Annotated in this window: 10 protein-coding genes; 2 read left to right on the forward strand and 8 right to left on the reverse strand. The window is 73.4% G+C overall.

Annotation, left to right across the window (positions count from 1 at the left end):
- Positions 1 to 61: 61 nt before the first annotated feature.
- From BMW99_RS21210 to BMW99_RS21240, 7 genes are all read right to left on the reverse strand, one after another.
- Positions 62 to 1,003 (reverse strand): hypothetical protein, encoded by a 942-nt coding sequence (locus BMW99_RS21210; RefSeq protein ID WP_075017331.1) that lies wholly within the window; start codon positions 1,001 to 1,003, stop codon positions 62 to 64.
- 180 nt (positions 1,004 to 1,183) lie between these two features.
- The gene (locus BMW99_RS21215) at positions 1,184 to 1,552 is read right to left on the reverse strand and encodes a hypothetical protein (protein ID WP_143080553.1); all 369 of its coding nucleotides are present in this window, start codon (positions 1,550 to 1,552) and stop codon (positions 1,184 to 1,186) included.
- A gap of 216 nt (positions 1,553 to 1,768) precedes the next feature.
- A complete protein-coding gene (locus tag BMW99_RS21220) occupies positions 1,769 to 4,762 on the reverse strand; it encodes an NHLP bacteriocin export ABC transporter permease/ATPase subunit (protein WP_075017333.1) in 2,994 nt (997 codons plus the stop codon).
- Between the two features lies 1 nt (position 4,763).
- The gene (locus tag BMW99_RS21225; protein WP_407640307.1) at positions 4,764 to 7,025 is read right to left on the reverse strand and encodes an NHLP family bacteriocin export ABC transporter peptidase/permease/ATPase subunit; all 2,262 of its coding nucleotides are present in this window, start codon (positions 7,023 to 7,025) and stop codon (positions 4,764 to 4,766) included.
- Positions 7,022 to 7,819: a hypothetical protein gene (locus BMW99_RS21230; RefSeq protein WP_075017335.1), complete on the reverse strand. Its 798-nt coding sequence runs from the start codon at positions 7,817 to 7,819 to the stop codon at positions 7,022 to 7,024. The genes BMW99_RS21225 and BMW99_RS21230 overlap by 4 nt, the downstream gene beginning before the upstream one ends.
- Before the next feature lie 179 nt (positions 7,820 to 7,998).
- Positions 7,999 to 8,223 carry a hypothetical protein gene (locus BMW99_RS21235; protein ID WP_075017336.1) on the reverse strand — a complete coding sequence of 75 codons (225 nt, stop codon included), beginning with the start codon at positions 8,221 to 8,223 and terminating at the stop codon, positions 7,999 to 8,001.
- 567 nt (positions 8,224 to 8,790) lie between these two features.
- Positions 8,791 to 9,699 carry a PhzF family phenazine biosynthesis protein gene (locus tag BMW99_RS21240; RefSeq protein WP_079176132.1) on the reverse strand — a complete coding sequence of 303 codons (909 nt, stop codon included), beginning with the start codon at positions 9,697 to 9,699 and terminating at the stop codon, positions 8,791 to 8,793.
- Between the two features lie 205 nt (positions 9,700 to 9,904).
- Here BMW99_RS21240 and BMW99_RS21245 point away from each other — a divergent pair, with 205 nt between their 5' ends.
- Entirely contained in the window at positions 9,905 to 10,216 is a 312-nt protein-coding gene (locus BMW99_RS21245; protein ID WP_069465769.1) for a 4a-hydroxytetrahydrobiopterin dehydratase, read from the forward strand.
- Positions 10,217 to 10,240: 24 nt separating this feature from the next.
- On the opposite strand, the gene BMW99_RS21250 is transcribed toward BMW99_RS21245, so the two are convergent.
- Positions 10,241 to 11,251 carry a Gfo/Idh/MocA family protein gene (locus BMW99_RS21250; RefSeq protein ID WP_069465768.1) on the reverse strand — a complete coding sequence of 337 codons (1,011 nt, stop codon included), beginning with the start codon at positions 11,249 to 11,251 and terminating at the stop codon, positions 10,241 to 10,243.
- A gap of 75 nt (positions 11,252 to 11,326) precedes the next feature.
- Here BMW99_RS21250 and BMW99_RS21255 point away from each other — a divergent pair, with 75 nt between their 5' ends.
- Positions 11,327 to 12,658: a multidrug effflux MFS transporter gene (locus tag BMW99_RS21255; protein WP_075017337.1), complete on the forward strand. Its 1,332-nt coding sequence runs from the start codon at positions 11,327 to 11,329 to the stop codon at positions 12,656 to 12,658.
- The last annotated feature ends 30 nt before the right edge of the window (positions 12,659 to 12,688 follow it).

Below are 12,688 nucleotides of genomic sequence, written 5' to 3' on the forward strand. Positions count from 1 at the left end.
CGGGGAGGGGAGCGCCCGGCGCCGCGGGCCCGGCCCTCAAGGACGTCCGGCGGCGGCCAGGTCATCCGGCGTCCGCCCCGCCCGAGGCGATGAGGCGCCGCGCCCTTGCGAGCCGGTCGTCGAGGCTGCGTGTGAATGCCGAGAGAGCCGCCTTGTGCGAGTCGATGTACTGCTTGTCGTACGCGGCCTCGACGGCCACCGCGACGCCCATCAGGTTCGTCGACAGTTTGCAGTCCAGATCGGCGGTCGCCGTGGCGATCTCCTCGGGCGTGTGCGTGCGGGACACGGTCCCCGGCGCCGAGACCGACCGCCACTTCGGGTCGAAATAGGCTGCCCACGGTGACGCGTAGCGGAGGCCCTTGGACTTCATGCACCGGCTCCACTTGGCATTGGCCTCGACCATCCGGGGATCCGTCGCCGGAACCTTCGGCCCGCCGTCGGGCAACTGGCCGGAGTCCGCGGGCATCGGTGGGTCTCCCACTTCCGCCCTTCCCCGGCCCAGGCACCCGCGGTCGGGCACGGCCTTCCCCTCGTACACGGTGACGGGCTTGTTCGCTCTGTCCACACCGTCGAGCACCGCGAGCACCCCGTCGGAGACGGCCGGCGGGGCGCTGCTGCTGCCGATCGCGTCGTACCCCTTGCTCTTCGGCGCGGCCGGGTCGAAGAAGCCGTAGACCGCGGATCGCTTCCTGAGCTCCCGGGGAGTGTCGCCGAACGCGGCGCCCCACCGCGGAGCCGGATAGGACAGGCCGTAACTGCGCACGCACCGCTGGGCCACCGCGGTGGAGGCCCGGAACAACGTCCTGGTCTGCTCGACGGTCACTTCGTACGAGTCGATGGGCAGGGTGATCTGGTCGACGGATGTGATGACGGGGATGGGGCCGAGCGGCGGCGCACCGTGCTGCTCCGCCCTTCCCTGGGCACAGGAGGCGACGGAGACCAGCGTTGCCAGGACTGCCGCGCATCGTGCTGCGTTGATGGTCGAAGCGGTCTTGATGCTCAAAATGCGACCTCGGTTGGTCCCGGTTCCCCCTGTTCGGTGCGGGCGGCCACCACGGTGACCGGTGGCCGCCACAACCGGGAAGGCGAGCTGAGTGCGGCGAGCTTCACGATGCGGATCCGCGAGAGGCACGCCCGGACGGGCGGACCGTGTCCACCCCGTGCAGCGCAAAGGCGGTTGACGCTACTTGGTGATGTAGACCCACCGTGTCGTCCACGAACAACCGCTCGGGCAGTCGGGCAGCATCATGGTGCCAGGCGTGAAGCGGACCGGGACCCATCCGTAAGGATCCTCGACATAGCCGGCGTTGGCGCCGCTGCCGACCGCCCACGAGCCGGGAATGTCGGCCCAGCCGGGGCCGGTGTTCCCGTTCTGCTGCACGTAGCAGTAGTCGGCCTCCCCATTCCCGTTGTTGCTGTACACGGTCACCCCGCCCGTCGGGCAACTGACGTTGACGACGGTGGCGCTGGCCGGTGCGGCCACCGCGACACTGCCGGCGAGGATGCCGCCGGCCACGGCGGCCGTTGCGAGCTTCTTGCGGATTCCCATCATCGTGTTCTCCATCACTGCCGTTCGGCGTCACCGGTCACTGATGACCTGGGGATCGCCGATTCCCTGTCCCTGATCGGGAGCCGGCTTCCGGTGCGCGGGAAGCGAGCCGAATACCTGCAGGTGACGCTACGGAGTCGAGTCCGTCGGCCGTCCTAGGTTCGTCCTAGGCCGGTCCTGGCGAGGTGGCTGCGGCCACTGCTGCTTGTCGGACAGGACCTAGCGGAGCTGGCGGCGCACCAGTTCGTGGAAGAGGCCGCTCCGCTGCGCCAGCAGCTCGGCGGGCGGGCCCTGCTGGACGATGCGGCCGTCGGCCATCACCAGCACCCGGTCCGCGTCCATGATCGTGGACAGCCGATGCGCGATCACCACCCGCGTGGTGTGCATGGCCTTGGTGCTGTCGATCACGGTGCGCTGCGTGCCGTTGTCCAGCGCGCTCGTCGCCTCGTCGAGGAACAGGATGCGCGGGCGGCGGATCAGGGCCTGGGCGATCATCAGGCGCTGACGCTGCCCGCCGGAGACCGCGCCGCCGCCGTCGGACAGCACGGTGTGCATGCCCATCGGCATCGCCTTGATGTCCTCGGCCAGTCCGGCCATCGCGGCCGCCGCCCACGCCTCCTCCAGCGTGTACGTCTCCGCGCCGCAGATGCACTCCAGGATCGAGCCGGTGAACGGCTGCGCGTTCTGCAGCACGACCCCGCACTGCCGGCGCACCGCCGCCTGGTCGAGCGCCGACAGGTCCTGCCCGTCGTAGAGCACGCTGCCCGACACCGGCCGGTCGAAGCCGATCAGCATCCGCAGCAGCGTCGACTTGCCGCAGCCGCTCGCGCCGACCACGGCCACGAACTCCCCGGGACCGACCTGGAACGAGACGTCGTCCAGCACCAGCGGGCCGTCGTCGGAGTAGCGGAACGACAGGCCCCGCGCCTCGATCGCGCCCGACAGCACGCCCGGCTGGGTGCTGGCCGCCGGCACCTCGGGCGTCGCGTCCAGCACCGGCCGCAGCTGCTCGACCATCGGCAGCACGGCCACCGCCGACACCAGCGCACCGGTCAGCTGGGTGGCCGAGGTCAGCATCATCGTGGCCGCCGAGGAGAAGGTGAGGAAGCCGCTCGGGGAGAGCGTGCCGCGGGCCGGACCGGCCAGCAGCATGAACATCAGCAGCGTGCAGAACGGCAGGTAGACCGCGTTGAAGACGGTGGTGACGTTCCTGATCCGGCCCACGCGCTGCTGCAGTTCGCGGCTGCGCGCGAAGTCCCCGGCCCACGCCGCGTAGGCGAAGTTCTCCGCGGCCGCCACCCGCAGCTTCGGCAGGCCGCGCAGGGTCTGGAACGACCGGTTGGCGAGCTTGTTGTTCAGCTCCACCAGGCGCCGCTGCCAGCGCAGTTGCCACAGTCCGGTGGCCAGGAACACCGAGGCGACCACGGCCAGCATGCCGAGCGCCGCCAGCGCCAGCGGCACGCTGTACCGGACCAGCAGCACCAGGTTGACGATCGCGACGGTGCCGGACTGCACGGCCACCGCCGTGGTGCCCGACAGGGTGCGGCGGATCGCCGCGACTCCCATGGCGGCGCTGGCCAGTTCACCGGTGGAGCGCGTCGCGAAGAAGCGGGTCGGCAGCCGCAGCAGCCGGTCCCAGACGGCCGGTTGCAGGCCCGCCTCGATCCGGCCCTCCAGGCGCAGGATCGCGGTGTTCTGCAGCAGCATGAACGCCGCGGACACCACCGTCGTCGCGACGATCGCCAGCGCCGTCTGGACGATCAGGCCCTTCTCCGCCGCCGGTACGTAGGAGCCGAGGATCTTGCCGGTCGCGATCGGCACGAGCGCGCCCAGGCCCACCGCGATGAGGCTGCCGGCCAGCAGCCGGCCCACGTCGGGGCCGCTGCCGCGCATCCCGAAGCGCATCAACTGCCGTGCGGACACCCGCTCCTCGGGCAGCGCGCGATAGAACATCAGGGCCGCGTCGGCGTAGGTGCCGGCGTTCGCCTCGTCGATCCGGGTGCGGCGGCCGCTGCCGGGCTCCACGGCCTGGTAGCCGCCGCGCCGCCACAGCAGCGCCACCGGGACGCCGCCGCCCGCCCGGGCGCCGAGCAGCGGCCCCGCGTCCCGGCGCCACCAGCGCTCGCCGAGCGAGACCTCGCGGGTGCGGAACCCCGAGGCCAGGGCGATCCGCTCCACCGGCTGTGTCCTGTCGGCCGTGCCCGCCGTGCCCTCCGCCGCGGCGCCGCCCGCGCCGGGCGCGGGCTCGCGCACCGTGATGCCGGCCGCGCGCGCCACCAGCCGGCAGGCGGCCAGTACGGAGTCCCGGCCGCCGGCCGTCCCGTCGACGCCGTCCGCGCCGCCCGCGCCGCCCTGTCCGCCCGGACCGCCGATGGACGCCAGGAGGGTCTGCGCCGCCCGGCTGCCGGCCGCCTCACCGGCCTTGACACCGGCCTCGGCCCGCTCCTCGTGCGCCTGCTCCAGCCGCTCGATCCAGCGGCCCAGCGCGTTGAGCAGCCGCGTCTGCTGGTTGACCATCCGCTGCCACATGCCGCCGTCGATCAGCAGCTGGCCGTCGGCGTCCGCGCCGAACTCGGCGCCGTAGCGGACCGTGCCCGGATCCACCGGCATCCACTGGATGTCGTCGTCCGGCGTGCCGCCGCCGGAGGCGGGGCGGCCGTCCACGCGGGCCTCGAACAGCACCCGCAGGCCCCGCCCGACGCCCTGCGCGAACGCCGACTCCAGCGCGCTGAGCTGCGGCACCCCGCCGCCGTAGCCCCACGCATCGCCGTAGCCGCCGTTCCCGTCCCCGGCGCCGTAGCCCTGCCCGTAGCCGTCCTGGTACCAGCCCTGCCCGTACCCGGCCTGGCCGCCGTAGGTGTCGTCCATGCCGTACGGGGCCGCGGGCGCCACCAGTTCGCGCAGGGCGATGCGGCGCACCGCGCAGCCCTGCAGCGGACGGCTCACCAGCGTGTACTGCGGGCCCTGCACCGGGCCCATCAGCAGCGTGCCGGCCTCCAGGCGACCCAGGAAGTGCCACTGGCCCTGCCCGGCGGCGTCCACCGCGAACAGGTCCATGGCGCCCTCGACCACCAGCCACACCACGTGCGGCCCCTCCAGCGGCAGGCTGCGGACCCCCGTGCAGTCCACGGCGTGCCCGAGGCCGCCCATCGCACCGATCACCAGGTCGCCCGGCCCGGGGGCCTGGGCGAGCGCGTCGTGCACCGACGTCACCTCAACGCTCCCTGACCAGCTCGGCGTACGGCCCGCCGGCCGCGCTCAGCTCCTCGTGGCGGCCCCGCTCGACGATCGTGCCGCGCTCCAGCACCACGATCTCGTCGCTGTCGCGGACCGTGCTCAGCCGGTGCGCGATGACGACGCAGGCGCAGCCGCGGCGGCGCAGGTTGTCGATGATCAGGCGCTCCGTCTCGGCGTCCAGCGCGCTGGTCACCTCGTCCAGCACCAGCACGCTCGGCCGGCGGACCAGGGCCCGCGCGATCTCCAGGCGCTGCCGCTGCCCGCCGGAGAAGTTGCGGCCGTCCTGCTCCACCCGGCAGTGGATCCCACCCGGGCGGCGCGCGATCACGTCGTCGACCGCCGCGTCCCGCAGCGCGGCCAGCACCGCCTCGTCGCTGATCGACGGGTCCCACAGCGCCACGTTGTCGCGCACCGTGCCCTCGAACAGGAACACGTCCTGGTCGACGAAGGACACCGACGCGGCCAGCGCGCTCTGCGGAATGTCCTCCAGCCGCTGCCCGTCGATCCTGATCACGCCCTCCCACGGCCGGTACAGCCCGGAGATCAGCCGGGACACGGTGGACTTGCCGCTGCCGGAGCCGCCGACCAGCGCGACCTGCCGGCCCGGACCCACCCGCAGCGAGAACCCGTTCAGCAGCGGCTGGTCCAGCGGGCTGTAGCCGAACGTGACGCTCTCCAGCTCCACATGGCCGGTCAGCCGGCGGCTGGCGGCCGGGTCGCCGGCGCCGGTCGCCTGGCCGCGGCGCCCGCGGGCGTACCGCGCGTCGACCGGGAAGCTCTCGACGTCCTTGAGACGCGTCACGTCGGCCGCGAAGTCCTGGACCCGGCCGGCCACCCCGTTGAGCCGGGTGACCGGCGCGGTGAAGCTGGTGACCAGGGCCTGGAAGGCCACCAGCAGACCGACCGAGATCCGCCCCTCGGCCGCCCGCTGCCCGCCGATCAGCAGGATCAGCGCGCTGTTGAGGGCCGCCAGGCTCGGCGCGACCACGGCCAGCGCGGCGCTGGGCACGCCGAGGCGCTGCTGCCCGTCCAGGGTGGCCGCGTGCTGCCCCGCCCAGCGGCGGAAGTATCCACCCTCGCCGCCCGTGGCCTTCATCGTCTCGATCAACTGCAGGCCGCTGTACGAGGTGTTGGTCAACTTCGCCGTGTCGGCCCGGAGTTTGTGCGTGCCCGTGGCGCGGATGCGGACCACGATCCGCATCGCCACCACGTTGAGCAGGGCCACCAGCACGCCCAGCAGGGTCAGTTGCGGGTCGTACGTCCACAGCAGCACCGCGTACAGCAGCACCACCACCGCGTCCACGCCGGCGGCCGCGAGGTCGCGGGCCAGCGTCTCGGCGACGCTGTCGTTGGACTGCAGGCGCTGCACCAGGTCCGCGGGGTTGCGCTGGGCGAAGAACTGCACCGGCAGCCGCAGCAGATGGCGCATGAAGCGGGCGCTGGTCAGCGTCGAGGAGATGGTCCGGCCGCGCAGCAGGTTCGCCTGCTGCACCCCGGTCAGCAGTGCCGTCAGCGCGACCAGCACGCCCATCGCCGTGAACAGCGTCGGCAGCAGCGAGTCCTGGCCGCCGATCAGGAAGTGGTCGATGTACGTGCGGCTGAGCGCCGGCACCGCGGCACCGGTGACCACCAGCAGGAAGCTGGCGATCATCGCGGCCAGCAGGGTGCCGGTGGTGCCGCGCAGCCGGGCCGGCAGCGCCCGCAGGATGCCGGGCTTGCGGCCGCCGGCGCGGAACCCGTCGTCGGGCTCGAACGTCAGCGCCACGCCCGTGAAGCTGGTGTCGAAGTCCTCGGTGCGCACGAAACGGCGGCCGCGCGCCGGGTCGTTGATGTGCACGCCCTGCCGCCCGAAGCGACCGGACATGCCCTCGTACACCACGTAGTGGTTGAACTCCCAGAACAGGATGGCCGGGGCCTGCACCTGCGCCAGGGCGGCCGGCTCCATCTGCATGCCCTTGGCCCGCAGGCCGTGGCTGCGGGCGGCCTTGAGCAGGTTGCTGGCGCGCGAGCCGTCGCGGGAGACGCCGCAGGCGATCCGCAGCTGCTCCAGCGGCACGAACCTGCCGAAGTGGCCGAGCACCATCGCCAGCGACGCGGCGCCGCACTCCACGGCCTCCATCTGCAGCACCGACGGGGTGCGCACGCGCCGCGGGCGCCGGCCGCGCGGTGCCCCCGCCGCCTCGGGGCGGTGGCGGCCGCTGCGCGAGGGGGCGGGGGCGGGGCTGTGCCGGGGGCTCACGGCAGCAGCCAGTCGAGCGGGTGCTGGGCGGACAGGCGCACGGACGCGCCGACGGGCGTCATCGACGGCAGCCGGTACGGCGGGCCGCCGGCCTTCGACCAGCGGTAGCCCGAGGCGCTGGTGCCGGACGCGGCCAGCTTCACGAGCACCGGCACCGGTGCCCCCTTGGCGGTGAGCCGCTCGGCGAGCGAACCGTCGCCGAGGAAGGCGGCGATCTGCTGCCGGCTCTGCGGCTGGCCGATGCCCGCCACGGTGCCGCGCAGCGTCCCGTAGCGGCCGGGGACCGACGGCACGGTCAGGTCCACCTGGGCGCCGACCGCCACCGAGGCGGTGCCGCCCTGCACGTAGAGCATGGCCACCAGCGGCTCGCCGGTCCTGCCCTCACGCTGCACGGTGGCCACGCTCGCGCCGGTGGAGATCACGGACCCGATCGCGGCGGTCAAGGTGACGAGTTGCCCCGCGGCGACGGCACGCACGGACTGCACGCCCGACGGGGTGCGCACGTCCAGCAGCGGCGCGTCGGCCGGCAGCGTGTCGCCGGGTTTGGCGCGCACCTGCACCACCTGGCCCGCGACGGGACTCTGCAACACGTAACTGCCCTCGGTGCGGGTCAGCACGCCGGCCGCGGCCAGCTTGCTGGTGACGGTGCCGGTCACCGCCCACACGCCGGCCGCGGCCAGCACGACGACCGCGACGGCCAGCGCGAGCCAGCCCTGCGGCCGGGCGAACCGCACCGGCAGATCGAGCTCTTCCGGCGACTGCAGCCGGGCGAGCGCCTTCTGGCGGAACTCCACCGACGACTTCCTTCACGTACGGGAACTGCGCGGGAACGGGGGGCACTTGGCTAGGGGGCGAACGGAGCGGACGGGGGGAGCGGGGGCGTGGGGCGCACGAGAGGCACGGACAACACCGCATGGACCCCGGACCGTGTCGGCCCCGGGGTCCATGCGTGAGCTGAGATCCGAGAGAACTCTCAGATGCCGGCCAGACCGGTCACACCGGACAGGGAGCCGGCGGCACCGGTCACCAGGCCCACGACGTCGCCGACGGGCAGCGACGGCAGCGCGGAGGTGGCCGTGTAGAGCAGGTCGTTGACACCGTCCAGCTGAACGCCGCCGGAGACGCTGATGCCACCCGACACGTTGTCGAGCTCGCTGTCGGAAATCTCGCGGGTCTCGACCTGGGGCGCGTTGCGCATGACTGCGTTTTCCCTTCGTTGCACTGGAAATTCTCAAAAAGATTTCGGCTGCCCCGTATCAGGCCGGGACAGGCCGAATTCCACGGTCGTGCGACGCCCCGGGATCCGGAATGCGTATCGACAACTCCCGCTGGCGGTTGATGTAAGCACGACATCCGCCGCCCGGCCAGCGGTACCCCTGCCCGGGGCTGCGGAAACGGTTCACTGGGGCGGGTGGCGATCACTGGACGGGAACGAGTTCTTCACACGGCCCACCGATTCGTACCGTGCGCGACGCCGTACCGCCTATTTCCCTCGAACACTCCTGCGTTCGCGGTCACGAGGCCGTGGGGTTGTCGTCAGAAGCGGCCAGAACCTGTGCAGCTTCTGTCAGCGTGATGTGCGATCGGGCGAATACCGGCATGGGTGGCGCCAGTTCGGCAGACAGTGCGCATGATCGCCGCATGTCGGATCATGTCGGACACTGTCGCGGGGCGTCGCCGCACCCGCTGGACGCGCCGGCGGCGGCCGCCCGTGAGGGCGGCCGCCGCCGTGGTGCGCGGGCCGGTCAGGGCCGGCCGGTGGTGATCAGGCGATGGGCACGGCCTCGCCGGAGACCCGCACCCGCGGGTCGCCCGGCCGCAGTTCGACGGTGAGGACGCCGGGGCGGCCCATGTCGTCGCCCTGGTGCAGCGTCAGCCGTTCCGGCACCGGCCCGAGGGCGCGCAGGTAGGCGCCGAAGGCCAGCGCGGCCGCGCCGGTCGCCGGGTCCTCCACGACACCGCCCACCGGGAACGGATCCCGCACGTGGTAGACCTCCGGGCTCTCGCGCCACACCAGTTGGAGCGTCGTGAGGTCCAGCGACCGCATCAGGGCCGCCAGCCGCTCGAAGTCGTAGTCGAGCGCGGCCAGGCGCTCGCGGGTGGCGGCCGCCAGCACGAGGTGGCGGGCGCCGGCGTAGGCGATCCGCGGCGGCAGTCCGGGGTCCAGCTCGGCCCGCGTCCACCCGAGGGCGGCCAGCGCCTCGTCGACCGTCGCGTCGGACGCGTCCTCCATGTGCGGCTCCACGCTCGTCAGCGTGGCCCGCAGCGCTCCCGAGCCGTCGTCGCCGGCCGTGACGCTCACCGGCACGTCCCCGGCCACCGTGCGGAACAACAGGTCGCCGGGACCGAGCAGTTCGGACAGCGCCACCGCGGTCGCGACGGTGGCGTGACCGCAGAACGACACCTCGGCCTTGGCGCTGAAGTACTTCACGTCCAGAATGCGTTCCTCCCTGGACGTCACGAACGCGGTCTCCGAGTACCCCACTTCCGCGGCGATCGCCAGCATCTGTGCGTCGTCCAGTCCCGACGCGTCGAGGACGACCCCGGCGGGGTTGCCGCCCGCGGGGTCGCGGGAGAACGCCGTGTACCGCAGGACAGCGGTCGCGGGGGCGGTGGCCGGACCCGCCGAGTCGGAGGAACCGGGCGACGCGGGTGTACCAGGTGTGGTCGTCATGCCTCGGAGCCTATGCGTGACGGCCGCGGGACCGTAGGTGTCGGACGCCGCGCGGTCCGTGGCACGGCACGGGAGGCGGTGCGAGCATGGGAGAAGGGCACTGCTCACCCACCGGGGCGGACCGCCACCCCGACGTCCCCGAGCGGCCCCGCCCGAGCCGTCCGACCTGCCCGACCCGCCGAACGCTGCCGCACGGAGGCGCCCGATGCCGTACGCCGACCCGCTGTCCCCCAAGGAGATCGAGGACCGCCTCGCCGAGCTGCCGGGCTGGGAGCTGTCCGAGGGCGGCACGGAGCTGCGCCGCACGTACCACTTGGCGCACCTTCCCGCGGCGATCCTCGCCCTGCACATCGCCGGCATCCAGGACGAGCTGAACCACCACTCGGACCTGACGCTCGGCTACGACACCCTGGCGGTGTCGCTCACCACGCACGCGGCCGGGTCGCGGCTGACCGGGAAGGACTTCGACCTGGCGGCGCGCATCGCGGCCGCCGCCGAGGCCCACCAGGCGCGCTGACCCGGCCGGGAGCGCCGCGACCCGTCAGCGGTCGGCCGGGTAGGCGATGCCGAGGCGCTGCCGGGCCCGGTCCAGGGTGCGCATGACGGCGAGCGAGCCGTCGAGCGGGACCAGCGGAGACTCCGTCTCCCCGGCGCGCAGCGCGCGCATGACCTCCGCGGCCTCGTGCCGCATGGTGCCGTGGTCGTGGTCGTCGCTGACGTCCGCGAGACGGACCGTCCGCGGTTCCTCGCCCGGCCGGTGGACGGTGAAGGCCTCGGCGTGGAAGAAACCGTCGGCGATCTCGATCCGGCCGGCGGATCCGGAGACCGTGGCCGGGGCGCCGGTGTCGGCGGTGAAGGTGCAGGACAGGGTGGCCACGGCGCCGTGGTTCCAGCCGAGCACGAGGCCGGTGCTCGCGTCCACGCCCTCCGGCGTCAGCTGGGCCCACGCCTCGACCGCGTCCGGCTCGCCGAGCAGCAGCTGCGCGAAGGACACCGGATAGACGCCGAGGTCCAGCAGCGCGCCGCCGCCCTGCGCGGGGTCGCGCATCCGGTGGGTGGGCGCGAAGTCCGCCGCGAAGCCGAAGTGCGCCGAGACGTGCCGCACCTCGCCGATCACCCCGTCCGCGATCAGCGCCGCCATGTGCCGTACCAGCGGGTTGCAGTACGTCCACATGGCCTCCATCAGGAACAGCCCGCGGCCGCGCGCCAGCTCGACCAGTTCGCGGGCCTCGCGCTCGTTGATGGTGAACGCCTTCTCGCACAGCACCGCGCGCCCGGCCTCCAGGCACAGCCCGGCCGCGGCCCGGTGCGCGGAGTGCGGGGTGGCGACGTAGACGACGTCGACCTCGTCGTCCGCGGCCAGCTCGGCCCAACTGCCGTACGCCCGCGGGATTCCGTGCTGCCCGGCGAACGCCTCGGCGGCCTCCTTGCCGCGCGAGCCGACGGCCACGACCTCGGCGTCGGGCAGCGAGCGCAGTGCCTCGGTGAAGGTGGCGGCGATGCCGCCGGTCGCCAGGATGCCCCAGCGGATCCTCGGTGTGTCCTCGCTCATGGCGCCTGTCCTCCCCATCCGGGTCCTCGGTGGTCCCGCGGACTGAAAGAATAGGCAACGCTTCAACTACCTCGGATGGAGAGTGCCGCCGTGCAGGACGCCGGGCCCAGACACCCCGCGCACCCGACCCCCGTTCCCGCCCCTGCCGTTCCCTCCGCCGCGGCCACCGCGGCCGCGGCCGTCGCGGATCTCGCCGCCCGGCGCCGCACCGGCTGGCTCGTCACCCTCGTCCTCGGCGGGCTGACCGCGCTGCCGCCGCTGTCCATGGACATGTACCTGCCGGCACTGCCGCAGGTCACCGACGCCCTGCACGCCCCGGCCGCGACCGTCCAGCTCACCCTGACCGGCTGCCTGGCCGGCCTGGCCCTCGGCCAGCTGGTGGCGGGGCCGCTCAGCGACCGCTGGGGACGCCGCCGGCCGCTGCTGGCGGGCATGGCCGTGTACGTGCTGGCCACCGCGCTGTGCGCGGTCGCGCCCTCCGCGGGCCTGCTCATCGCGGTGCGGATCGTGCAGGGCCTGGCCGGGGCCGCGGGCATCGTCATCGCCCGCGCCGTGGTCCGCGACCTGTACGACGGCGTCGACATGGCCCGCTTCTTCGCGACCCTCCAGCTGATCTCCGGGGTCGCGCCGATCGTCGCCCCCCTCATCGGCGGCCAGATCCTGCGGTTCACCGACTGGCGCGGCGTGTTCGTGGTCTGCACCGTCATCGGCCTGCTGCTCAGCGTGCTGGTCTGGCGCCGGCTGGCCGAGACGCTGCCGCCCGAGGAACGGCACTCCGGCGGGATGGGCGAGACGTTCGGCGCGATGCGGCGGCTGCTGGCCGACCGGGTGTTCACCGGCTACGTGCTGGTCGGCAGTTTCGGCTTCGCGGCCCTGTTCACCTACGTCTCCGCGTCGTCGTTCGTCGTCCAGGACGTCTACGGCGCCTCGGTGCAGACCTTCAGCCTGCTGTTCGGCCTCAACTCCGTCGGCATCGTCGCGGTCGGCCAGCTCAACGGCAAGGTGCTGGTCGGCCGGGTCGACATGGACAAGGTGCTGGGCGCCGGCCTGGTGCTGGTCGGCGCCGCCTCCGTCGCGCTGGTCCTGCTGACCACCGGCGTCTTCGGCCACGCCACCCTGCCGGAGATCGCCGCCGCGCTGTTCGTGCTGATGGCCGCCATGGGCCTGGTGCTGCCGACCACCAACACCCAGGCGCTGCTGCGGACCAAGCGCTCCGCGGGCTCGGCGTCGGCACTGATCGGCACGTCCTCGTTCCTGGTCGGCGCGGCGATCTCGCCGCTGGCCGCGGTGGCCGGCGACGGGACCGCGGTCCCGATGGCGATCACGCAGCTGACCTGCGTCGTCATCGCCTCCGTGGCCTTCGTCGGGCTGTGCGTGCGGGGGCGGCGTACGGTGGAGGGACCGTAGGGCCCAGGCCGCCGAACCCGGGCCCTGTCC

The sequence above is a fragment of the Actinacidiphila rubida genome (assembly GCF_900110255.1).
Taxonomy (GTDB): domain Bacteria; phylum Actinomycetota; class Actinomycetes; order Streptomycetales; family Streptomycetaceae; genus Actinacidiphila; species Actinacidiphila rubida.